The sequence below is a fragment of the Streptomyces sp. NPDC005899 genome, from assembly GCF_040629645.1.
In the GTDB taxonomy this organism is placed as follows: domain Bacteria; phylum Actinomycetota; class Actinomycetes; order Streptomycetales; family Streptomycetaceae; genus Streptomyces.
Window position 1 is genome coordinate 1 of sequence record NZ_JBEXWB010000066.1, and the last position, 22,450, is coordinate 22,450.

18 protein-coding genes and 10 pseudogenes are annotated in these 22,450 nt (G+C 69.3%); 13 read left to right on the plus strand and 15 right to left on the minus strand.

Annotated features, from left to right (window positions below; genetic code table 11):
* Positions 1-89 precede the first annotated feature (89 nt).
* A pseudogene (locus tag ABZ371_RS11365) lies at positions 90-431 on the minus strand (IS5 family transposase); the annotation flags it as partial.
* Positions 432-472: 41 nt separating this feature from the next.
* Here ABZ371_RS11365 and ABZ371_RS11370 point away from each other — a divergent pair.
* Positions 473-883 (plus strand): annotated as a pseudogene (locus ABZ371_RS11370) (aminotransferase class III-fold pyridoxal phosphate-dependent enzyme); the annotation flags it as partial.
* 44 nt (positions 884-927) lie between these two features.
* Here the strand turns inward: ABZ371_RS11370 and ABZ371_RS11375 are convergent.
* The 3 genes from ABZ371_RS11375 to ABZ371_RS11385 form a co-directional block, all read right to left on the minus strand.
* Positions 928-2,163, minus strand: coding sequence for a PP2C family protein-serine/threonine phosphatase (locus ABZ371_RS11375; RefSeq protein ID WP_358676810.1), 1,236 nt, complete (start codon positions 2,161-2,163; stop codon positions 928-930).
* Between the two features lie 130 nt (positions 2,164-2,293).
* Positions 2,294-2,779 carry a helix-turn-helix domain-containing protein gene (locus ABZ371_RS11380; RefSeq protein WP_358676812.1) on the minus strand — a complete coding sequence of 162 codons (486 nt, stop codon included), beginning with the start codon at positions 2,777-2,779 and terminating at the stop codon, positions 2,294-2,296.
* A 270-nt stretch (positions 2,780-3,049) separates the two neighbouring features.
* Entirely contained in the window at positions 3,050-3,409 is a 360-nt protein-coding gene (locus tag ABZ371_RS11385; RefSeq protein ID WP_358676815.1) for a hypothetical protein, read from the minus strand.
* Positions 3,410-3,647: 238 nt separating this feature from the next.
* Here ABZ371_RS11385 and ABZ371_RS11390 point away from each other — a divergent pair, with 238 nt between their 5' ends.
* The gene (locus tag ABZ371_RS11390) at positions 3,648-5,075 is read left to right on the plus strand and encodes a glycoside hydrolase family 76 protein (RefSeq protein WP_358676817.1); all 1,428 of its coding nucleotides are present in this window, start codon (positions 3,648-3,650) and stop codon (positions 5,073-5,075) included.
* Positions 5,076-5,327: 252 nt separating this feature from the next.
* On the opposite strand, the pseudogene ABZ371_RS11395 reads toward ABZ371_RS11390, so the two are convergent.
* Positions 5,328-6,036 (minus strand): annotated as a pseudogene (locus ABZ371_RS11395) (cation transporter).
* Positions 6,036-6,239 (minus strand): annotated as a pseudogene (locus ABZ371_RS11400) (helix-turn-helix domain-containing protein); the annotation flags it as partial. The pseudogenes ABZ371_RS11400 and ABZ371_RS11395, both read right to left, overlap by 1 nt.
* A 223-nt stretch (positions 6,240-6,462) precedes the next feature.
* Between ABZ371_RS11400 and ABZ371_RS11405 the strand changes: the two are divergent.
* The 3 genes and pseudogenes from ABZ371_RS11405 to ABZ371_RS11415 form a co-directional block, all read left to right on the plus strand.
* Complete coding sequence (locus ABZ371_RS11405) at positions 6,463-6,873, plus strand: DUF6153 family protein (protein ID WP_358676820.1); 411 nt, start codon at positions 6,463-6,465, stop codon at positions 6,871-6,873.
* Between the two features lie 95 nt (positions 6,874-6,968).
* Positions 6,969-7,607, plus strand: coding sequence for a DUF305 domain-containing protein (locus ABZ371_RS11410; RefSeq protein WP_358676823.1), 639 nt, complete (start codon positions 6,969-6,971; stop codon positions 7,605-7,607).
* A 215-nt stretch (positions 7,608-7,822) separates the two neighbouring features.
* Positions 7,823-8,029: pseudogene (locus ABZ371_RS11415) on the plus strand (DUF4396 domain-containing protein); the annotation flags it as partial.
* 16 nt (positions 8,030-8,045) lie between these two features.
* On the opposite strand, the pseudogene ABZ371_RS11420 reads toward ABZ371_RS11415, so the two are convergent.
* Both ABZ371_RS11420 and ABZ371_RS11425 read right to left on the minus strand, forming a co-directional pair.
* Positions 8,046-8,916: pseudogene (locus tag ABZ371_RS11420) on the minus strand (IS5 family transposase).
* Positions 8,917-8,991: 75 nt separating this feature from the next.
* On the minus strand, positions 8,992-9,387 hold the full coding sequence (locus ABZ371_RS11425; protein ID WP_358676855.1) for a hypothetical protein: 396 nt from the start codon (positions 9,385-9,387) through the stop codon (positions 8,992-8,994).
* An 82-nt stretch (positions 9,388-9,469) separates the two neighbouring features.
* On the opposite strand from ABZ371_RS11425, the pseudogene ABZ371_RS11430 reads away from it, so the two are divergent.
* A pseudogene (locus ABZ371_RS11430) lies at positions 9,470-9,721 on the plus strand (IS5/IS1182 family transposase); the annotation flags it as partial.
* A 140-nt stretch (positions 9,722-9,861) separates the two neighbouring features.
* Here ABZ371_RS11430 and ABZ371_RS11435 read toward each other — a convergent pair.
* The 4 genes and pseudogenes from ABZ371_RS11435 to ABZ371_RS11450 form a co-directional block, all read right to left on the minus strand.
* Positions 9,862-10,263: a hypothetical protein gene (locus tag ABZ371_RS11435; RefSeq protein WP_358676826.1), complete on the minus strand. Its 402-nt coding sequence runs from the start codon at positions 10,261-10,263 to the stop codon at positions 9,862-9,864.
* Positions 10,264-10,554: 291 nt separating this feature from the next.
* On the minus strand, positions 10,555-12,027 hold the full coding sequence (locus ABZ371_RS11440; protein WP_358676828.1) for a glycosyltransferase: 1,473 nt from the start codon (positions 12,025-12,027) through the stop codon (positions 10,555-10,557).
* Positions 12,024-12,185: a hypothetical protein gene (locus ABZ371_RS11445; RefSeq protein WP_358676831.1), complete on the minus strand. Its 162-nt coding sequence runs from the start codon at positions 12,183-12,185 to the stop codon at positions 12,024-12,026. Before ABZ371_RS11445 ends, ABZ371_RS11440 begins: the two co-directional genes overlap by 4 nt.
* Positions 12,186-12,648: 463 nt before the next feature.
* Positions 12,649-12,848, minus strand: a pseudogene (locus ABZ371_RS11450) (hypothetical protein).
* A gap of 222 nt (positions 12,849-13,070) precedes the next feature.
* On the opposite strand from ABZ371_RS11450, the gene ABZ371_RS11455 reads away from it, so the two are divergent.
* From ABZ371_RS11455 to ABZ371_RS11465, 3 genes and pseudogenes are all read left to right on the plus strand, one after another.
* Positions 13,071-13,280 (plus strand): hypothetical protein, encoded by a 210-nt coding sequence (locus tag ABZ371_RS11455; protein WP_358676852.1) that lies wholly within the window; start codon positions 13,071-13,073, stop codon positions 13,278-13,280.
* Positions 13,281-13,296: 16 nt separating this feature from the next.
* Positions 13,297-14,028, plus strand: coding sequence for a restriction endonuclease (locus ABZ371_RS11460; RefSeq protein WP_358676834.1), 732 nt, complete (start codon positions 13,297-13,299; stop codon positions 14,026-14,028).
* A 209-nt stretch (positions 14,029-14,237) separates the two neighbouring features.
* A pseudogene (locus ABZ371_RS11465) lies at positions 14,238-15,468 on the plus strand (IS3 family transposase).
* Positions 15,469-15,663: 195 nt separating this feature from the next.
* On the opposite strand, the gene ABZ371_RS11470 reads toward ABZ371_RS11465, so the two are convergent.
* Positions 15,664-16,437 carry a hypothetical protein gene (locus ABZ371_RS11470; protein WP_358676837.1) on the minus strand — a complete coding sequence of 258 codons (774 nt, stop codon included), beginning with the start codon at positions 16,435-16,437 and terminating at the stop codon, positions 15,664-15,666.
* 447 nt (positions 16,438-16,884) lie between these two features.
* Here ABZ371_RS11470 and ABZ371_RS11475 point away from each other — a divergent pair, with 447 nt between their 5' ends.
* The 3 genes from ABZ371_RS11475 (at position 16,885) to ABZ371_RS11485 (ending at position 20,390) form a co-directional block, all read left to right on the plus strand.
* The gene (locus ABZ371_RS11475; protein ID WP_358676839.1) at positions 16,885-17,490 is read left to right on the plus strand and encodes a papain-like cysteine protease family protein; all 606 of its coding nucleotides are present in this window, start codon (positions 16,885-16,887) and stop codon (positions 17,488-17,490) included.
* Positions 17,491-17,494: 4 nt separating this feature from the next.
* Positions 17,495-18,391, plus strand: coding sequence for a hypothetical protein (locus tag ABZ371_RS11480; protein ID WP_358676842.1), 897 nt, complete (start codon positions 17,495-17,497; stop codon positions 18,389-18,391).
* Between the two features lie 343 nt (positions 18,392-18,734).
* On the plus strand, positions 18,735-20,390 hold the full coding sequence (locus ABZ371_RS11485) for a M4 family metallopeptidase (protein WP_358676844.1): 1,656 nt from the start codon (positions 18,735-18,737) through the stop codon (positions 20,388-20,390).
* Positions 20,391-21,654: 1,264 nt separating this feature from the next.
* Here ABZ371_RS11485 and ABZ371_RS11490 read toward each other — a convergent pair.
* Positions 21,655-21,906 carry a hypothetical protein gene (locus ABZ371_RS11490; protein WP_358676847.1) on the minus strand — a complete coding sequence of 84 codons (252 nt, stop codon included), beginning with the start codon at positions 21,904-21,906 and terminating at the stop codon, positions 21,655-21,657.
* A complete protein-coding gene (locus tag ABZ371_RS11495) occupies positions 21,903-22,106 on the minus strand; it encodes a hypothetical protein (RefSeq protein WP_358676850.1) in 204 nt (67 codons plus the stop codon). Before ABZ371_RS11495 ends, ABZ371_RS11490 begins: the two co-directional genes overlap by 4 nt.
* Positions 22,107-22,221: 115 nt before the next feature.
* Here ABZ371_RS11495 and ABZ371_RS11500 point away from each other — a divergent pair.
* Positions 22,222-22,450, plus strand: a pseudogene (locus ABZ371_RS11500) (hypothetical protein); the annotation flags it as partial.

Below are 22,450 nucleotides of genomic sequence, written 5' to 3' on the forward strand. Positions count from 1 at the left end.
CGCATCGACGTCCTCTTCGCCATGCTCCGCGACGGCACCTTCTACCAACCACCCACCGCTGCAACGGCTTGACGAAAACCATAGGGGCACTTTTTACGGGCGCCGGCCGCGTGCTGATGAGCGCGGGTGATCGTGGAGTCCACCGATACCAGCCAGTCAACGTCCCCAGCCGCATCCTTCTGAGCCTGAACGGTTTCAAGCATCCGCCTGAACGTGCCATCGAGCGCCCACCTGCGGAAACGTGTATACAACGTCCGCCAAGACCCGTACCTCTCCGGCACATCACGCCAGGCCGAGCCAGTCCGCAGCTTCCACACGATCCCGTTCAGCACCACCCGGTCGTCCCGCCGGGGCCGCCCCGTGTCCGTCCGCGGAAGCAGCCCCGATAGAACGTCCCACTCTTCGTCCGAGAGCTCATGTCGCCGCACCATGCGCCACATGATGCCCCAGCGACAGCCTTTGAAGACAGGCCCTAGACGTCTGGGAGCCGGGCGAGCACAACGGCACCTTCCGCGGCAACAACCCCGCCTTCGTCACGGCAACCGCCACGCTGGAGGCGTACTGGAACGACGGGTCGGCGATGGAGAAGCAGACCCGCACCCGCGGTGAGCAGGTCGAAAAGCACCTGATCGCCATCACCGAGGAGAACCGCGCAGACGTCAAGGAGTACCGGGGCCCGGGCCTGGTCCGGGGCCTGGAGTTCCACGACAAGGACCGCGCGGGCCGCATCGCCCGGCGCGCCTTCGAACTGGGGCTGCTGATTGAGACGTCCGGCCCACAGAGCGAGGTCGTCAAACTGCTGCCGGCTCTCACCATCACGGCCGACGAATTGGATGAGGGACTGCGCACACTTGCCCGCGCCATCCGCGACGTACGTCATTAGCCGGTGTCCTATCGTGGGCAGGCGCAGAGACGACGTGATCATGGTCACCTCGATGTCTGGGGAAGGCCTGCCACGGAAGCGGTGGCCGGGGTGGAGCGGCTGGTAGGGCCGAACCACTCGCACAGGACGATGGTGGCGTCGTCCTGAAGATCCCCGTCGTGGTGGGCGAGCAAGGAGCGCATGAGGCGGCGCAGGGTTTCGGCGACGGGAAGGCTGTCGGAATGGTGTCGGACGAGGAAGTCGCGGAAGGCGTCCTCGCCGAATTCCTCGCCGGCCGCGTTGCGGGCCTCGGTGATGCCCTCGGTGTATAGCACCAGGCGGTCGCCGGGTTGCAGCTGCTCTCGGCACAGGACGGTGGGCAGGCCGAAATCGCTGCCCATGGGGTGGGCGGGCGGGCAGTCCAGGAGACTGGTCCAACGGCCGCCGCAGATCACGACCGGTGGCAGATGCCCCCGGTTCGTCCACGTCAGCACGCCGGTGGTCGTGTCCAGATCGGCCAAGATGCCGGTGACCCAGCGTTCGGCACGGAACTCCTGGAGCAGGACCTGCTCGATCGCGTCCCCGAGCCCGGCCAGGCTCGTGCCCTGGCGACGGCTGTTGCGACAGGCGCCCATGGCCGAGTTGGCCGTCAGCCCGGCGGCGGTGTCATGCCCCATCGCGTCGAACAGCGACAGATGCACGGCGTCACCTGCGGTGGCGTAGTCGTAAGTGTCGCCGCTGACCTCGTAGGCCGGCTCCATCACCGCGGCGACGGCCACGTTGCCGTCCGCATAGGTGCGTGGCGCCATCAGTTGCCACTGCATCTCCGCGGCCACGTTCATCGGTTTGGTACGGGACAGCCGAGCGAGAGAGTCACTGGTATCGCGGGCGCCGGCGACCAGCATCGCCACCAGCGACGCGAGCGAGAACATGGCCTCGCGCACGTCCTCATCGTCCGTCGCCAGCCCCAGGTGCAGTACGCCCACACGTTCGGTTCCGTCCAGAAGCGGAACCCACCACCGGTATGCGCCCTCGACACTGCCGGTCGCGACGGTGATGCTGCCGTACTGGTAGGCCCGCCCCGCTACCGTGCCCTCCACCAGAATCTCCGCCTGCTGCCCACCCGGCTTGCGGGCGGCTTCCAGCCCGCTGCCGGTGACCAGCCGCAGCACATCACGCTGCAGATCACCCAGATAGGTCAGCACGTCGGTGAAACCGGCAACCGCCGCGTGTCTCGCCACCACCCCCGGTAGGTACTCGAAGGACAACACATGGCTGTCGGTCAGCAGACCGGCCGGCATGCACCGCACTTTCCGGTCCCGGATCACCGCGGCACTCACCTCACACATCGGTTCATGCGCCAGAGAGCCCGCCCCATGTCCCAGTTCCACGCGCGGCAGCCGGAAGTGCTACCTGCCGGGGCACTACGTATCAGTGCCGTCGCTCCGTTGCCGGGCCCAAGTCTGCGCGCCGTTGTGACCGGCCGGCTGCACGTCTACGCGTCCTGGCGAGCCAGCGGCGCACCGTGGAAGCAGAGATGCTGTCGGTGATCCCGCGCGCTGTCAGCTCGGCGGCCAGTTCCGGGCAGGACCAGCGTGACAGCGGCAGATCGCTCTCGGCCGGGCGTTGGCAGGCCATAGCTTTGACCTCGACGACCTGTACGGAAGTGCATTGTGCCGGACGTCCGGAGCGTCTGCGGTCGGTCAGAGCCGGTATGCCGCCGTGGGCGAAGCGGCCGCGCCAAGTACGCACTGTGGCCACGTGCAGACGGCTGTCGGCGGCGATCCTGGCGTTTGTCCGGCCGCGTGCTGCGAGGAGGACGATGGTGGCACGCTGCCGGGCCTGGTGAGAGGTCTTGTGGCCGTAGGACATCCTCTTGAGCCGGTGGCGTTCGGCGGCGGTCAGCACCACCGTCACGGCGGCGCGTATGGACTTAGTGAACAGACGGCCTGTCGTCAAAGGTGTCGTGCAACGTTCTGGCGGATATCCACCGGATGCTGCTGCCGGCGGCCTTCTGGCCTGGAGCAGCATCCGGTGGCCCGGTCCCTCAGAATCTCCAGGCCCCTCGGTAAGAACGACCCTTGGTCGTTCAGCTCGTGGGGTCTGCGAGGTCACCGGCACCGAGCGGATTGGGAGTTCGGTGAGGTCCTTGCTCACCATGCGTCCCGGGTGGCCGTGGGGCCGGCGTCAGGCGGAGGCGTTGCCGAGGAAGTCGAGGAGGATCGCGCACCATTCCTCAGGGCGCTCGACGAAGGGCAGATGTCCCGTGGAGAGTTCGGCGTACTCGGCGCCTGGGATCGTGTCGGCGAGTTGCCGGTGGTGATAGGGCGTGAACAGCTGGTCGAGTGTGGTGGAGATGACCGAAGTCGGCACCGTGATGGCGGCCAGGTCTTCGCGGAGGTCGACCTGGTCGATGAGCAGGTCCAGATGCTCGGGTGTGCCGGGCGGGCGCGCGGGCCGGTGCGGGGAGGTGTGAGCCGGTCGCTGTCCACGGGGCGGACGGGGCGGGTCGAGGCATGCCTCTTCCCGGCCTCGGCGACGGCACACGGGCAAACGGGGTCTCCTCGGAAGCATGCACATCAGACCGCCGTAGCGGGAGCCTGTCAATAAGTCCGTTGCGGCGACGGCCTGTTCGCGGATGCGGTCCATTGCATTGACGTGCCCGTGCGGCCTGGCTACTTTCAGAGAGCGCTCTCCTTCAGTCGGCAGAAGCCACCCGCCGCGCGACCAGACGTTCGGGAGTCCCCCCATGAAGCCAGCGAGATCCACGGCGACCGGCCTATGCATGATTCTGACAACGTTGTCTGCACTTTTCGCCGGAGGGGTGTCGGCGACCGCCGCCGCCGCGCCGACGGCGGTCGTGTGCAACAAGTACTGCGACGCGCGCGATCCGTCGCTCAGTCCGCAGGACCGGGTGCCCGTCACCGCTACGGTCGCCTCGCGCTCGATCGCCCTGCACTTCGACGACGCCGACGCGATGGGCTGGGCGTCCATCGACAACGGAGCCGCCGGCGACCGGGTCTGGCTGGACCGGTCGATGGACGGCGGCCGGACCTGGGGCGCGGACAGCCGCCTGGGCGACACCGCGGTGCCCTCCGGTGGGCGCGGCTGGCGTACGCGGATGTACAACGTCGACGACTGGGGGAGCCAGAATGTCGGGGCGCTGCGGGCCTGCGGACAGCCGGCCGACGGCGCCATCGCGTGCACGCCCTGGGCGCGCACGACCTGGAACGCGGGCAGCAGGAGCACCGCGGCCGCGACCGCCCTGATGATGTCGTACGACCGGGGCACCAAGCTCTTCGGTGGCAACGGCTGGTGGACCGGCGCCAACTCGCTGACCGCGATCATCGACAACATCCGGATCACCGGCATGGGCAGCTACCGGTACGCCATCGCCGACACGTACGACAAGAACATCAACGCGCAAGGCGGGCAGTTCCGCAACGAGTACCTCGATGACACCGGGTGGTGGGGCCTGGCCTGGATCGCCGCCTACGACCTCACCGGGGACCGCCGCTACCTGGACACCGCGCGGATCGACGCGGACCACATGTACGCCAACTGGAACAGCACCTGCGGTGGCGGGGTTCGGTGGAGCACCAACGGCAACTACAAGAACGCCATCACCAACGAGCTGTTCCTCCAGCTCACTTCGGCCCTGCACAATCGCATCCCGGCTGACACCGTCTACCTGGAGCGGGCCAGGAACGAATGGAACTGGTTCCGCGACAGCGGCATGATCAACAGTGACCGCCTGATCAACGACGGCCTGACCGACGGCTGCGCCAACAACGGCCAGCCCACCTGGACCTACAACCAGGGTGTCATCCTGGGCGCATTGACCGAGTTCTACAAGGCCACCGGTGACGCCGGCCTGCTGACCACCGCCCGCGGCCTCGCCGACGCGTCTTCCGTCCGGCTCCAGACCAACGGCGTCCTGCGCGAACCCGGCGAGGGCGACACCTGCACCGGGGACGGCCCGAGCTTCAAGGGCGCCTACGTGCGGGGCCTCGGCGTCCTCGACCGCCAATTCTCGGACCGCCCGTACAGCGTGGCGCTCACCCGGTGGGCGAACAGCGCGTACGACCGCAACCGCAATCCGCTCGACCAGTACGGGCCGCACTGGAGCGGCGGCAGTGGGACGATCGGCTACGGCTGCCAGCAGAGCGTGCTGGATCTGATGAACGCCCCCTCGCAGGGCGCCGACCAGTAGCGTGGCCACAAGGAGGCCAAGCAGCCGGTTGTCTGCTCTCCAACGACGGCTGCTCGGCCCGCGAGTCCTCCACCGCGGCTTCGGATGCCTCCATGCCGTCGTCCGGCCGTAGCCGTACGCGGCGGTTCATCGGCTGGCCTGGGCCGCGCCCGGCCTTCGGTGACAGCAGACCGCCGGAAGCTGGGGCTCACGGCTCCTGGGACCGGATGACGTCCGGCCCCTTCGCGGCCGGCGACGTGCGACGTTCCGGGGTTAGTTGCAGCACTCGCATCCGGGACGGCAGCCGCACCCGTCCGTCTTCGCGGCCGGTGCCACGGTGGCGGCGGGGGCCGCGCAGCAGCCCTTGCCCTGCCAGGCGTCGCGGCCTTCCTTGAGCGCGATGACAGCGGTGACGAGGGCGGCGATCGGGTCCGCCCAGGACCAGCCGAGAGTGGCGTTGAGGATCAGGCCGACCAGCAACACAGCGGACAGGTAGGTGCACAGCAGGGTCTGCTTGGAGTCGGCGACTGCTGAAGCAGAGCCGAGTTCTTTGCCCGCGCGGCGCTGGGCTGCGGAAAGGAACGGCATGATCACCAGCGACAGGGCGGCGATGACGACGCCGGGGATCGACCGGTCGGCCTCGCCGGTGCCGGCCAGCGCACGGACGGCGTCGATGGCGACGTACGCGGCCAGGGCGAAGAACGACAGGGCGATGATCCGCAGTGTGACCTTCTCCCGTGCTTCGCGCACGGCGTGCTCGCGGGCGGAGAACTGCCAGGCGACAGCTGCTGCGGAGGAGACTTCGATGACGGAGTCCAGGCCGAAGCCGACCAGGGCGGTGAAGGAGGCGAGGGTGCCCGCGGTGATGGCGACGGCGGCTTCGATGACGTTGTAGGTGATGGTGGTCGCGACCAGCAGCCGTATCCGGCGGGGCGAGTACGTCGCGTCGCGCGGGGCTGGGGCTCAGGGATATCGCGGTCATCAGCAGCAGCCTTCGGTCGGGGCGTCGGGGCAGGTCTTGCCGGCTTCGACGGCGACCACGGCCGTGCGCAGTGCGTGAAGGGCCTGGCCCAGGCGCGGGTCGGCGAGTTCGTAGCGGGTGTGGCGTCCTTCGGGCACGGCGACGGCCAGGCCGCAGTCGCGTAGGCAGGCCAGGTGGTTGGACAGGCGGGTGCGGGAGATGCCTGGAGCCCGGCCGGCTGGGAGCCGTGGGCGCAACCGAGCACGTGCAGCAGCCCGGCCGGCACGGTGAGCAGTACCAGCTCCCACGGGACGATCCAGGGTCCACGGAGGCCCGCCCTCATCGGCACGCATGTAGCGTAGGCGCCCAAATACATAAAGTACTTTTCAGTGGTCTGGCGTACGGCCCCGACCAGCTCAGCGGTTCCGCCCCGCATACGATGGGCGGGTGACCGTCACCCGGCAGACGAGCGTGCGCCCCCGGCGCGGCCTCGCCCTGCTGGTCCTGGCGGTCCTGGTAGGACTCCTGGCCATGCACGCTCTCGCCCCCGCCGCCATGCCCGCGAGCCACACGGCGATGCCGGGCCAGAGTGACGCCCACATGACCTCCGCCACCGCGGTGCACGTGGCGGGTGACGCGTGCGAGCACGTCACCGGTGACGGTGCGGGCGGGCGCATGCACCACGCGGACGCCACCTGCGCGGCCGCCGGCACCAGCGCGTCGCCCGCGGCGCCGGTCCTGGCGCCTCTGCTCAGCGACCCCGCCGTGACGGCGGCACTGCCGGGCTGGCCCCTGACGCCGATCGCGGCCGGCCGGGCACCGCCCGACCTCGCGCAACTGCAACTCCTGCGGATCTAGAGGCACCCGCACGGCGCCCGCCGGCCCTGGCCGACGCGGTGCCTCGCTCCGGCACGCCCTCCACCGATCCACCCGCATCAAGGAGTTGCACCGTCATGACCGCACGCCGTTCCCCGGCCCGCCGGGTCTCTGCCGTCGCCGCCGCCGCTGCCGCCGCAGCACTGCTGGCCGCCTGCGGCAGCAACGACAAGCCCGCCTCCTCCGGCCACGACATGAACTCGATGAGCTCCACCCCCTCGACCCCGGCAAGCGCCACGGGCAGCCACAACGCCCAGGACACCGCCTTCGCGCAGGGCATGATCCCCCACCACCGCCAGGCCGTCGCCATGGCCGACCTCGCCAGCAGCCGGGCCAAGTCCAGCGACGTCAAGACCCTGGCCACCACCATCAAGAAGGCACAGGACCCGGAGATCACCACCATGTCCGGATGGCTGAAGGGATGGGGAGAGAACGTCCCGGCCGCCGACGGTATGGACGGCATGGACCACTCCTCGGGGCACGACATGTCCGGGATGATGAGCGCCGACGACATGGCCAAGCTGGAGAAGCTCTTTGGTGCCGCGTTCGACACCGCCTTCCTTCACATGATGGTCGGCCACCACCAGGGCGCCGTCGACATGGCCAAGACCGAACAGGCCAAGGGCGCCTACGGCCCCGCCAAGGACCTCGCCAAGTCGATCGTCGCCTCCCAGACAGCCGAGATCACCCGGATGAACAAGACGCTCGGAAAGTAGCCCCCACCCGCGAGAGCCGCTCCGAACCCGAACGGGGCGGCTCTCCGCCCTCCAGGAATACCCCCCAGGGGTATATGGTTGAGGCAGTTCCGAGGAGACGCCGTCCCCGTACGGCACTATGGCGGGAGAGCACGATGGACCACCACGCACCGGACCACGGGCACAGCGCGCACGACCGTTCCGGGCACACCGCCCCCGGCCGCACGTCCTGGCGGATGGCGGCCCAGGCCACCCTGCACTGCCTCACCGGTTGCGCCATCGGCGAGGTCCTCGGCATGGTCATCGGAACCGCCGCCGGCCTGCACAACGGGGCCACCGTGGCCCTGTCGATCGCCCTGGCTTTCGTCTTCGGCTACGCGCTGACCATGCGCGGAGTCCTGCGCGCCGGCGTGCCCGTACGCCAGGCGCTGAAGGTCGCACTAGGCCGTTTCGTTTAGATCAGCGGGCTGACCAGAGGAAGATGCCTGCGACGTGGAGGCCGGCCAGATAGATGGTGGCGGTCTTCTCGTAGCGGGTGGCGATCCCTCGCCATTGCTTGAGGCGGTTGATGCACCGCTCGACGGTGTTGCGCTGCTTGTAGGCGTCGCGGTCGAAGGCAGGTGGGCGCCCGCCTCGGCTGCCGCGCCTCAGCCGGTGGGTGTTCTGGTCGGCCCGGACGGGGATGACCGCGCGGATCCGACGGCCGCGGAGGTGTTTCGGATGGCGCGGGACGAATACGCCTTGTCGGCCAGGACCACGTCGGGCCGGGTGCGGGGCCTGCCCCGACGACGGGGCACGCGCAAGCGTTCCATGACCTGGGTGAACGCCGGTGCGTCGTTGGCCTGCCCGCCGGTCAGAACGAACACCAGAGGCCGGCAGCGGCCGTCGGCCGCCAGGTGGATTTTCATGGTCAGTCCTCCGCGGGACCGGCCGATGGCATGATCGGCCGGCTCGCCTGCCGGGGCCCTTTTTTGCGGGCCCCGGCAGCGTGCTGGTGAGCACGCACGACCGTGGAGTCCACCGACACCACCCAGTCGAGGTCGTCCTCCTCGTCGGCCTGGGCCACCAGCGCGGTGAACACGCGCTCCCAGGTGCCGTCCGCCGCCCACATCCGCAGCCGGTTGTAGACGCCCCGCCAGTTGCCGTATTTCTCCGGCAGGTACATCCACTGCGTCCCGGTCTGGAACTTGAAGGCGATCGCGTCGATCACCTCACGATGCTCTCGCCAGCGGCCACCCCGCTTCGGCGTCCGGTCCGGGAGCAACGGCTCGATCCGCGCCCACTGCGCATCAGTCAACGGCACACCCGGACCAACGACCGGCTGATCCAAACGAAATGGCCTAGTCCAGAGCGCCCGTCCTCAGAACGGGGGCAGATCGGGCGGGTGCCGCTGCGGGGCGCGAGTTCAGCAGTGCGTCTCGATGAAGAGGAGAACGCGGCCGTCGTCCGCAGTGAACTCGTACGCCTCATGGACCGGCAGGTCGGCGGCACCGAACCGGGCCCGCGCTTCAAGCCAGGCGGTTGGGCGCTCGGCCTCCGGAAGGAAACGGGGAAGGCACCACTCGACCCGGTGGTCGTAGTGGGTGCCCATCGACATCATGTCGGCGTCGACTGCCAGCCGCTTGGCCCGGCGAGGGTCCAACGGCCCGCGGGCGAGTCGCCAGTAGCAGCCGTCTGCGTCAGTGAAGCCGCGTGCCGTCACTGGCGTGCCGACGTACGAGCCACCCGACTCCTCCGTCGCTGGTGGCAGGGCTGCCACCACCTCGGCGAAGGTCGCGGCGCGCTTCTGCTTCTTCGGCACTCCCACAGGATGCCAGAACCACCCCATCGGCCATCAGCCAAGATCACGTGGCGAACGGTCAAGATCATGTGGCAGAGGGCACAGGCCGGACCGCGTCACCGGCGACAAGGCGTACAGCTCCCGCCGAAACCACCGCTACCTGCGAAGACGCCACATCTGGCACACGATCCCCGAGCCGAAGGACCAGCGGGCCAACCGCCGCCGTAAAGGCGGAGAAGGCGGCAGACCAACGGGCTTCCAGCGCGACCACTACCGGCGCCGCAATGAGGTCGAGCGGACCATCAACCGGCTCGAGAACTCCCGCGCAGTAGCGACGCGTGACGACAAACGTGCGGGGGTCGGCGCGTTCCAGCAGCGTCAGCGCCGCCTGGCGGGCAGAGGGGAACCTGCGTCCTGGCCCGATCGTCCTCGCCCACCCAGCCCGCCTGCCTGTCGGCGGCTTCGCCGACCGGGGTGCTGGGTGGGCGGGTGACATTACTGGACGGTGGCGAAGAAGCCGAAGTTGCCGTGGGTGCCGTCCGCACGGAACGTGGCGACGGTGATGGTGTGGGGGTCGTTGCCGCAGACCGCTTGGGGTTCGGTAAGGGCGCGGATTGATCCGCGCCGGGAGTCGTGGCTGCGCAGGGTGGCGGTGAGCACGCTGCGGCTCAGGTCGATGTCACTGTCGGAGACGTGAAGGCAGTAGACACCGGTCCGCTTGCGGTCCACCTTGTCGATGTTCTTGGCCTTCGTCAGGGTCCCGAAGGGCGAGACCTCGGCGGCGGCCTGTGCGTACGGGGCGATGACATCCACCGGATCGGCCACCGCCGTTCCGACGCCGGCCGCGAGCGTGGCAGCAACCAGTGGTGACAGGAGGAGGGACGTCGTCTTGCGCATGGTTCCCCTGCTTCGAAGATCGGTGCCGCCCGGCGGATGCGGGGCGACGCACAGCAGTCTGGTCACGCTTCATGCGGCGCACTCATGACACTCCCGCCGCACGGGAAAACGTTCACCCGTTCACTCCCGCCCCGTGGCGTTCCGGCGGACCGATTCGGTGCGACCGCAGGCCGTCTCACGGGGTCGGGCGCCGGGCGCTGGTGCCCCAGGGCGGTTCCGGTGTGTTCCTGGCACTCGTCACTTGCCGCCCGGTGGGAGGCCGGAGCGTGCGGTCGGGGCCGGCTGTGCCGGTCATGTGCCCGCGCCGGTCCGAGCCGGCTTGCCGCTGTTCAGGTTGACCTCGACGGCGTCCCGGGTGCCCCAGCGGTTGACGCGGCGACAGGTGAGCATCGCGTAGAGGTACATCGGGCGCAGGATGAGGATGCGCCAGAGCGCGGCGAGCGGTGCTGCCGCATACAGGAGCAAGGTTTGGCGGGAGGTCATGTCGGTGCGCGAGACGGTGAACAGGCGCAGGGCCATGAGGTAGCTCATGGCGGTGCCGATGAGGATGCCGAGTGTGGCGACGGTGCCCAGGTGTTCGTGGAGGTCGGGGTGGAGGAGGACGGCGGTGGTGATGGCGAGGCCGAGGACGAGGTGGAGGTACTCGGTGACGGTGGTCCAGAAGACGATGCTGCCCAGGGGCATGTAGCGCAGCCACCACAGGTGGCGCACGGTGGTGCCGCGCATCCAGCGCATCTGCTGGTTGAGGTAGTGCTGCCAGCGTTCAGGGGCGAGGGTGAAGACCAGAGAAGAGGGCTGGTGGACGGTGTCTCCGGCGAGCAGGGCGTAGAAGGTGAGCATGGAGTCGTCGTTCATCTGCATGGGCCGTCCGCAGAACTGCTCGCGCTCGTAGACTCCGGCGGCTGCGCGGACGACGTCGGCGCGGTAGAAGGCCAGGGTTCCGGAGTTGATGGTGACCCGGCGCAGGACGGACTGGGCGCTGCGCAGGCCGCGGGTGAAGGGGAGGTAGAGCAGACAGATCAGCCGGGTGAGCGGGTTCGCGTCGTGGTTGAGGACGAGGACCTGGCCCGCGACAGACTGCACTTTCGCGTCGGTGAAGGGCTTGAGGCCCTCGGCGATAGCGTCCACGTCGAGGACGGAGTCGCTGTCGAGGGTGACGAAGATGTCGGCGTCGTCGTGAGTGAGGACGTGCATCTGGGCCCAGCGTTTGCCGCGGTTGGGGGTGCGGTCCCAGGTGGCCGTGATGCCAAGGGCGGCCGCGCGTTCCATGAGCTCGGTGTGGATGTCGTCATACGTCATCGGAGTGCCGTCAGGGTGGGCGGAGCCGTCGTCGACGACGCGGATGCGGGTGACTTGCCGGGACTGTTCGAGGACGGAGTGCAGGCAGGCCCGCAGGGCGGACGGGTCCTCGTTGTAGACGGGGACCTGCACGGTCACGGTGAGCCGGTCCAGGCCGGCCGCCGCAGCCGGCGCGGCCTTGCGGGGGCGCTCCAGCCATGACACGGGCACCCACCACAGGCACAGGAACGACACCAGCCACGGCACGGCCAGCACCCCGGTGGACCCGTGCCCGCCCAGTTCATCGGCCGCAGCCACCGCGTGGGTGACGCCCCAGGCGGTGAACGCAGTCAGCGGCACCACGCCCGCCAGGAACAGCACCCGTGAGGGTGCGTGCCAGGCCCGGGGCAGGAACGGCGCGCCGGAACCGGACCTGGTGGTGCCCAGCGCGTCGGCGCCGGGCACCACGGTCGTGGCCCCGCTCACCGGGCGACCGGGCCACGGCCCCGACGAAACCCGAACCGCACCAGCCCCGCCCCGGCCAGCACCAGCAGCGCACTGGCCACGACCAGCCACAGCTGACCCGCCACCACACCCGTCGCGGCCAGAACCCCACCCGAACCACCGATCGACCCATACGACACGGGAAACAACCTTCCATATTGGTATATACGTGACGCAACAATAGATCGGCAGGTGCGGATCCGGACGGCAGCCTGAGAGTGAATTCTCCGCCCCGAGCACCCGGAGAGCAGATCCGGCACGGTTCCTGATCTGCCGCTTCCGGACGTGGAACGAGTAGGCTTTTCGCCGCGAACTGTTCCATCCATCCGGCCTGGAGGGAGCGGGTCAGCGACCGGAACATTCAGCGTTCTCGAAGAGCACACAGCCAACGACGACGTACCCGCCGAGACGGAGCGACTCCAGCCAAGGGGCATGGGCAGAGCAGCCGCAACGGGGATGCCAGCAGGCCGACCACGGCGTGGTGACCTGCGCGGACATGGGGACGGTCCTGCGGGCCGCGCGACACCTGGCGCAACGTCCAGCGCAACGGATAGGCGCAACCCCTGTCGCGACCTCGTGCTCCTGGTCGACCGGAGCGACCGGTCACGCGGCCCGGACGGCTCCGTGGGCACGGGCGAGGTGGCGCAGCTCGGAGCGTGCCGCCGGCACTGAGGGGGCGGTTCCCAGGAGGGATGCCACCACAGTCGTACGGACAGGCGCAGCAGGCGGCGGCGCAGGGCGGTGGAGTCGCGGGGGCGGGGGGCGGCGAGCCCGCCACACTTCGAATGCCCCGAGGCCTTCACCGCTCGCCGATCGGGCTGGGCCTCCTGCTGCGCCACGGCGGCCCCTTCCCTTGCGCCGGCCCCCGGTGCGACCGCTCTACGCCCCACCTGCGCTTCGTTGTGCCTGATCGAGCCAATCGGTGTCTTTGCGTCATCATCCGGTGACTTGGAGGCGCGGTATGCGCGATGCGGATACACAGAGGGGTCGAAACGAGACCGAGGGTGATCCGGGGGCGGAAGAACGTGCTGACGATCAATGTGGGAGTGCTGCTCGCCGTCATCGTCCTGCTGCGGCTGCGCCGGCGCACTGAGTCCCGCAGCCGGAACGACGAGAAGCTGACCGTGATCATCGTGCTCGCTCTCGGCGTCGTCATCGCCCCGACCCCCTTGGGCGAGGGCATCGGCGACTTCCTGGGCCAGCTCGCCGGCGGCGTCACCGACTCCTCCCGCTGAAACCGGAGCGCGCCTGATGGCCAACCGCCGCCCACCGCCCCGCCGCCGGCCGGCCGCACGTCGTCCGGCACGCCGCAGCGCGCCCCCGCGCCGCCGCCGCTCACGCCGACAGCAGCGCCGCGACACTCAGCTGCTCCTGCTCGGACTCGGTGCCCTCGCAGGCCTCGCCCTGGTCTGGGCGGTGATCTCCTGGCTGCTGGTGAACTGGTGGGCGCTGCTCGTACTCGCGGCGCTCGCCGCCGCCGGCGGGACGGTGTGGGTCCACCGCTACCGCCGGCAGCAAGCATGGGACCGGGTCCGGCAGCAGGCGTTGCGTTACGGGCTCCCGCAGCTGGACGCCCTGCACCACCGCGACTTCGAGTACGCGATCCGCGACCTGATGCTCCGAGACGGATGCACCGACGCCCGGCAGATCGGCGGGGCCGGTGACAACGGCGCCGACGTCCTGGCCACCGACCCGCTGGGCCGCACCTGGGTCATCCAGGCCAAGCATCGCAAGGAGGGCGACCGCGGTGCAGCCGTCGGCACCCCCGACCTCCAGCGCGTCAACGGCACCGCCCGCCAGCTGTACGGCGCCGACATCGTCCTGGTCGTCACCAACGGCCGCTTCTCCACCCGCTGCGCACCCCTCGCAGCGCAGCTGCACATGCACCTCGCCGACCGGCGCACCCTCGCCACCTGGGCCAGCGGCGGACGTCCGTTGTGGGAACTGCTGCCGCGCATTCCCGCGCCCCGGAACGGTCGGTGATCCGGCGAGACGTACCCGAAAGCCCATCAGTTCTCGTCGAGGGGCCGCCCTTCAGTTCGGCACGGGGTGTCGTACCTGTTCCTGCGCGGCGCGCCTGGCTCAGGTCTCGGCGTCGGGACGTCGGTCGGGGGTGAGGAGGTAGGGGGCCTTGCCCCCTGATCCTGGACACACGAGACACTGGATCCTGAGGATCTGAGAACGGACATCTCGTGGTCATGAAGAACTACCCGCCGGAGTTCAAGGCGGACGCGGTCGCACTGTACGAGTCGCGGCCGGAGGCGACGATCAGGTCGGTCGCCGCCGATCTGGGGATAAACCCGGAGACCCTGCGGAACTGGGTCCGGGCTGCCGGAGCAAGCCGTCCACGGGGGCGCCGGACGCAGGAACCGGTTCAGCCGCAGGCACCGTTGGAGGCGGAGAACGCGGCTCTGAGGAAGAAGGTCCGCGAGCTCGAGGAGGAACGCGAGATCCTGCGCAAAGCGGCGAAGTATTTCGCCGGGGAGACGCGCTGGTGAACCGCTTCCAGTGCGTCGCCGACCTCCAGCGCCGCTACGGCGTGAAGCGGCTCTGCAGCATCCTTGGCGTCGCCCGTTCGAGCTTCTACTACTGGCGACGGACGGCTGCGGACCGGGCCGCCCGGCAGGTGGCCGATGCCCGCCTGGCGGCCCGGATACGGGCGGTGCACCAGGAATCGGACGGCACTTACGGAGTCCCGAGGATCACCGCCGAGCTCCGCGAGACGAGCGGAGAGGCGCTCAACCACAAGCGCGTCGCCAGGATCATGAGGGCGTCCGGGATCGAGGGGGTCCGGTTGCGGCGCCGGCACCGCACCACCGTTCCCGACCCTGCCGCGGCCAAAGCGCCTGACCTCATCGGCCGAGATTTCACCGCCCAGGCTCCGAACACGAAGTACGTCGGTGACATCACCTACCTGCCCATCGAGGGCGGGAAGTTCTGCTACCTGGCGACCGTAATCGACCTCGCCTCGCGCCGTCCGGCCGGCTGGGCGATCGCCGACCACATGCGCGCGGATCTCGTCACCGACGCCATGGCCGCTGCGATCCGCACCCGCGGCAGCCTTGCCGGATCGATCATGCACACCGACCACGGAGCCCAGTACACGAGCAGGAGTTTCGCTGAAGTCTGCAGGTCAGCAGGGGTGCGGCAAAGTATGAGCGCGGTCGGGTCCAGCGCGGACAACGCACTCGCCGAGTCCTTCAACGCGACTTTCAAACGCGAGACCCTGCAAGGACGAAAGAGCTGGTCCACCGAGCGCGAGGCCCGACTCGGTCCACCGAGCGCGAGGCCCGACTCGACGCCTTCCGATGGCTCCACCGCTACAACACCCGCCGCCGACACTCCCACCTCGGACAACGATCACCGATCACCTTCGAAAACGCCCTTCGCCACCCACCCACTACGCTGACACAAGCCGCATAACCCGTGTCCAGAATTCGGGGTCAAGGCCCAACCGCTGGTACCTCGTGATCCCCGCACTGCCGCCGAACGCCACCTTGTGGCCGTGTCGGAGCTGACGGCACCTCCCGCTGGGACATCACCCACAACGTGTCCGGCACCGGCCGCTCAGCGACGTCCTTGCCGCAGACCTACCGATCACGCCTCATGGGACGCCGTCTACTCCCAGTCCCAGCAGATGCCCAGGAGGCCGCGAGCTGCTTCCTGTTCGAAGAGGTGGAGGGCGCCATGAGCGTTGAGTGTGAGATCCGCGGTGAACGTGGGCGGCATCGAGACCGAGGTTTGGGTGAAGCTGCGGCACCGCACCGGTAGTGCGGCGCGGTCGAAGGTGATCTGGAGTGCGTAGGGACTATCGGAGAACAGGAAGGCCCGCGAAAATCCCTGGGAGCTTTCACCCGTACCGTCCTGGAAGCGGTAGCCCACCATCGTCGTCTCGCCGACCCGCAACCGGGCGTCGAGGAGCAGCTCTGCCGCCACGAGACCGGCTTCCTGGCTCCTGCGCACCCTGCCGGCACGGCAGTTCACCAGCTCAGTGACGTCCACACATTCGACCGCGCAGCCGTGTTCGCCGATGTGGACGACCAGGTAGCGGTCCACGCCGTCGCGGTGGGCCCGCAGGACCTGCTGCGACTGGCGAGAGGCCAACCGCCGGTGAGCGTCGATGGTCACGGTATCGCTCTGCATGACGGTGTGCAGTCCACCGTCCTGCGGTGCTTCAAGCTCTGCCAGGAGGTCGCCGATGCCCGAGCCGACCAGCGTGCTGTACCGGCGGCCGGCCGGATGCCCCGTGGTGTCGCGCGGCTCCAGCAACTGGATCAGCGCCTTTCCGGGCAGGTCGAGGAGATCTTCCAAGGCGGCGATCGCGCGCAGCGACTCCCGCCGGCCCGGATGGCGAATGCCGCGCTGCCAGTAACTGAGCGTCGTGACGCTCACGTTGATGCCCCGCTCGGCCAGCCTTTCCCGGACTCGATGCAGAGCCAGGCCGCGGGCGGACAGCGCCGTGCAAAGGGCGAGCGAAAACGGTCCTGTGCGCAGTGCTTCCTGCAGCCGTATCCCTTCTTCCGTCCCGCCGACCGCAGTCCGACTCTTCGAAAGACCCGTCCGCTTCCTCCTGTTTGCGCGTTTGGGGACACCATGTGAATATTCACTTTCACCTTCGCGTCACGCCCGGCACCGCAGGCCAGAGAGGTTGCAGTGTAGGCCATCGTGTTCACATCGCTGGGGCCGGCGGTTCACATCACCGCTGTCGCGGCCGCAGGAGGACGTTGACCGAGACCCGTCATGACGTGATTCTCGTCGGCAAGCGTTCGAACGTCCCTCCCCACGAGGAAGCGTGCGGACACTTCCCCACTCTCCGTCCCCCTAGGGAGAACCGGTTTCATGGCACCTCACTCACAGTGTCCGGGCCTGTCCCGGTGGCGGCGCGGACTGACCGCATCGTCGCTCCTGCTGGCCGCGGTCTTCTCGTCGACCGCCGTATCGGCCGCCGACGCTTCCGCCGCCGGCACCCAGAAGGTACTCAGCTTCACCGAGCAGGTGCAGAGCAACACCAACTGGTGCTGGGCCGCCACCGGTGCCTCCATAGCCGCGTACAAGGGCCACTCCACGACACAGAACGCCTTCTGCAACGCCGCCTTCGGCAGGAGCCAGGGCACCACCTGTCCCAACAGCCAAGCCGACCTCAGCAACGACCAGAGGGCGTACCGGTGGCTGGGCATGACCCCCGGCACCTACATCAGCAGCCCTATCAGCTACACCAAGCTCCAGAGCGAGATCAACTACGACCGCCCCGTGCAGACCCGCATCCTGTGGTCCTCCGGCGGCGGCCACATGGAGGTGCTCTACGGCTACGACACCTCCACCAATTACGTCTACTGGGGCGACCCGTGGCCGAGCGACAACCGCTACAACTGGGCGTCCTACAGCTACTACCAGAACAACAGCACGTTCAGCTGGACCCACACGCTCTACGGAATCGGAGCGTGACACGATGACCGCCCAGACTCCTAGGACCGCCGTGCTGCGCACCTCCTCCCCGATACGCGCCCTGAGCGCCGGAGCGCTGGCCGTCGCCGCGCTCGGCCTCGCCGCCACGACCGCCTCCGCCTCCCCCCAGGCAAGCGCTCCGCAGACCTACACGGCCGCGCAGCTCTCCGCGGGCCGGGCGGCCGCCACCGCCGACAGCACCATCACCGTTCTCGGCAAGTACTTCGCCCGCGCTCCCGCGCGCGGCGTCGCGCACGCCGCCCAGGACGGGCAGACCACCCCTCGCGTCGTCGGCCATAGCATCACCGTCAGCATGCTGAACCCCGCCTTCGTGACCGGAGAGGCGGGCGCGCCGGTCGCCGCGCCGGCCTTCGTCGCAACCGACGTGGTTTCCCCCACCGGCCAGACGGCCACCGTGCAGACGGCCCCGACAGCCAAGGGCTGGCAGGTCGTCAACATCGCCAGCGGAACCACCGAGACCGACTACGCCACCAAGGCCCAGGGCAAGGGCACGGTCTTCCGCGAGCCGCAGATCAACGCCTGGTACACCGTGCGGGGCGACGAGGTCCTCCCGCTCAACACCGAGGCCCGTGCCGTGGTCGGCGCCTCCGGAACATCGCTGGCCGCCTACTACCGGCACGTCCACAGCGCCTACGGCGACAAGCTGCGCGGCTCGGCCTACGACAAGAAGGGCATGGCCGGCGGATTCGGCAACGCGGCTCCCGATGCCGCCGCCGCACAGAACACGTCGACCGACATCGCGGCAGCCGACAAGTCCGCCGAAACCACGGCAACCGGCAACGGCATGTCCGACAGCACTCCGACGACGCTCCTCGCCGTCGCGGTAGCCGCTCTGGGCGGCGGCGCCTTCGCCGCCCGACGCCGCTGGCAGGCCCCCTGACCGCACTCATGGCGCTTCTGGTGCTGTGACCCGCCCAGATTCACCAGCTTGCTCCTGCACAGGTGGAGAGCCCTGACGCTTCCCACCCGTGCCGGGTCCGGTGGCATCACACGGTCAGGGCGCGGAACCAGGACGTCCGGGGGGTGCGGCGCCCTCGGACGGCACCAGTGCACACCGCTGCAACATCCATCAGGTGCTCGGGTTTCGGCCAACATGACTTCAGATGTATGTCATGCACGCGCCACGTACTGCTATTCCCGCCGCTGCAGCACAGCAACTTCTCAACGCCCCCTTATCCGGCCAGCAACCCACGCTGACCGGACTTCCCCACGAAGGAGCTTTTGTGAACCCCCTCTACACGCGCCACAAGCGCACCACTCTGGCCATCGCCACCGCTGTCGCCGCCGGAGCCCTCCTCACCACCGGTCTGACCACCGGTGCCAACGCCGTCCCGGCCGAACCCGCCGCCAAGTCCCTGACCGCCGCCCCGATCGCGCTGTCCACCGCGGCCCGCACCTCCCTGCTCCAGGAAGCTCAGGCCGGCGCCGCCGAGACCGCGCAGGACATAGACCTCGGCGCCAAGGAGAAGCTGGTGGTCAAGGACGTCGTCAAGGACGTCGACGGCACCCTCCACACCCGCTACGAGCGCACCTACGCGGGCCTCCCGGTGCTCGGTGGCGACTTGATCGTCCACACCGCCAAAACGGGCAGGACCGAGGGCGTCACCAAGGCGAACAATGCGGCCCTCAAGCCGGCCTCCCTCAAGCCGCAAATCTCCGCCGCCAAGGCCGAGAAGCAAGCCGTGTCCGCCGCCGGAGCCCTCGGCTCCGCCAAGACCACCGCGGACGGCGCCCGCAAGGTCATCTGGGCCGGCTCCGGCAAGCCCGTCCTCGCGTACGAGACGGTCGTCGGCGGCCTCCAGGACGACGGCACCCCCAACCAGCTGCACGTCATCACCGACGCCGTCACCGGCAAGAAGCTCTTCGAGTACCAGGGCGTCGAGACGGCCACCGGAACCGGCAAGACGCTGTACGCCGGCACCGTCAGCCTCAACACCACCCTTTCGGGCTCGACGTACCAGCTCTACGACACCTCGCGCGGTGGCCACAGGACGTACAACCTGGCGCACGGGACCTACGGCACCGGCACCCTGTTCACCGACGCCGACAACGTCTGGGGCACGGGCGCGGCCTCCAGTTCGTCCACGGACCAGACGGCCGCCGCGGACGCCGCCTACGGCGCGCAGGAGACCTGGGACTTCTACAAGAGCACCTTCAACCGCAACGGCATCAAGAACAACGGTGTCGGCGCCTACTCCCGCGTCCACTACGGCAACGCCTACAAGAACGCGTTCTGGCAGGACGGCTGCTTCTGCATGACCTACGGCGACGGCAGCGGCAACACCCACCCGCTGACCTCGCTGGACGTGGCCGGGCACGAGATGAGCCACGGCGTCACCGCCAACACCGCGGGCCTCAACTACAGCGGCGAGTCCGGCGGCCTGAACGAGGCCACCTCGGACATCTTCGGCACGGGCGTGGAGTTCTTCGCCCGCAACGCCTCCGACCCCGGTGACTACTTCCTCGGCGAGGAGATCGACTTCAACGGCAACGGCACCCCGGGGCGCTACCTGGACAGGCCCAGCAGGGACGGCCACTCGGCGGACTACTGGTCCTCCGGCGTCGGAAACCTGAACGTGCACTACTCGTCCGGGGTCGGGAACCACTTCTTCTACCTCCTGTCCGAGGGCAGCGGTGCCAAGACGATCAACGGCGTGACCTACAACTCGCCGACTTCCAACGGATCCACCGTCACCGGCATCGGCCGCGCCAAGGCGCTGCAGATCTGGTACAAGGCGCTCACGACGTACATGACGTCGACGACCAACTACAAGGCCGCCCGCACGGCGACCCTGAACGCGGCCTCCGCGCTGTACGGCTCCACCAGCGCCGAGTACAAGGCCGTCGCCGCGGCCTGGTCCGCGGTCAACGTCGCCTAGCGGCACCCGCCCCGGCAACGGGCGGCACCCGGGGACCTCCCGGGTGCCGCCCGACCCTTGCGATGCATGTCCTCGGCGTCCTTCACCTGTGAGCCGGTAGGCGCGACCCGCGACGACCTGGCCGTCTGTCCGTTCGGCTTCCACCCCTCCACCGCCGCGCGGGGCGCCGCCGACGCTCCGGACGGAGCCGCGCGGACCCTGCCCCGGATCGAGCAACAGCGCCTGCACGCCGATCTCACCCCGCACTTCCGCTGCACGGTCGTGGCCGGCGAGGCAGGCTCCACGGCCGTGCTGCGGGTCCACCTCGAAGGCCGGCCCGGCCCGCTGTCCCACGGCGACATCGAGATCACCGCGTCCCTCCGCGACGACAACCCGCACCGGGCGATGGACCCCACCTCGCTGGCACCCCGACTCCCGAAGAGGTCCGAGCCCACATCTGGGGGCCGTGGAAGTGCGGCGCGGACGGCCGCGACGCCACCGGCCGGACGATCACTCCGCAGCAGCACGGCCGCCCGCCGGCACCGTCGGAAGGCACCGCCCGCTGTGCCCGGGCAGGGGGTGGCGCTGCCCGCAGTCACGCGCCAGGTGGAGCACAGTACGGGTCGTGCACACCAAGCACTCCGAAGACCTCCGCGATCAGAAAGTCACCGAACGAGGACGGTACTTGACGCCTGGCGAGGTCGCCCGAACCCGCGCTCCGGCTACGCAGCTCGGCACGTTCATCCTGCACCAGCACGCCAAACGCCTCCGCAAGCTCAGCGCGTGATTCGGTGACCGCCCACCTAAGGCGGCGGCACTGAGAATGCGGCTGGCTTCCCTCTCAAGGGAGAGATAGGGGAGCTTCGCCGAACGCGCCGCGTTCGAAGCCGCCGCCCTGGTCCTTCCCGCGAGCGTCGACAGCGCCCACCGGTACAGCGGGTGGGCGATCCTCCAGGACTATCCGGGCTCGACACCCGACGGCCTGCGCGCCCAGGCCGGTGAACTGGAGGGCCCGTACGTCCAGGCGGTGCTGCGCCGCGGCAAGGGAACACTGGCTGGGGAACAGGTCGTGGAGGGCCGGGCGCCGGTGACGGCGAGAAGGCCGGGGCGCCGGGGCCCGCGTTCGGCCTCCAGGCCCGTCACGACGCTCGCTGCTTCCTGAGCCGTCCGCTCCGCCTCGCCGACGGTGCGCCGGGTGAAGCGCCGACCACGCCGGGGCTCACCCCCGTGCCTGCGGGTGAGCCCCGGAAGAACCCCTGAGTCGGCCGTGACCGGCGCGGGGCCATCAGGTCTGCGCTGCGTCTCCGGGCTCCACGGGCCTCACGCGATCCAGCGGTGCCTCCCATTCGAGGCCACCGCCTTCTGGCACCATGAACGCCTGCCGGCTGACCAGCTTGCCCGACTTCTTGAGCCGCTCCTCGAGGACGCCCGTGAGCAGGCCGGTGCGCTCCGAGATCGTGTCCCGGACGAGGGTTCCGCGGGGATAGGGCAGTTCGCCGTGGCCAAGGGGCGTGGCCGGCCTTTCGCATCCGTTCACGCACGGACTCCTGTCCGGAGCGCCTGGGCCAGGCGGGCGGCGACGTCGGAGCGCACCCGCCCGAGGTCGACGAGGCGCAGTGCGGGCGAGGCGGTGTCGACGCTCAGGGAGGGCAGGACGATCCCGGCCCCGGCCGGCGCCGCCCGCAGAAACTCCATCGCCGTGTACGGGGCGACGTCCTGCTGTTCGGTGGTTGTCATGCAAGGGACGCTAGAAGCGGCGGGCCGGGGGGCGGTATGCTGTTTTCTCGCTTTTTCTCACACGCTCTCGTGCTTGGCTCGGTTTTTCTCACGCAGGAGGCCGCAGCCTGTGATCGTGAGCACGCAGCTTGGTGATGCTGGGGTGATCGGCTTCCGGCGAGAGGATCTGGTCATGGCCCGACGACTGCGCTTCAACGGCACGGGCAGCGGTGAAGGCAGCTGCCCCGCGGTGCACGATCACCTCGACACGGGCGGGGTGATCGGTGACCGGCCGCGCCGCACCCCCCCCCCCCCCCGCCCCCTGCGGGGCGCCCACGGCCAGGAGGTGGAGCTCGCGACGATGT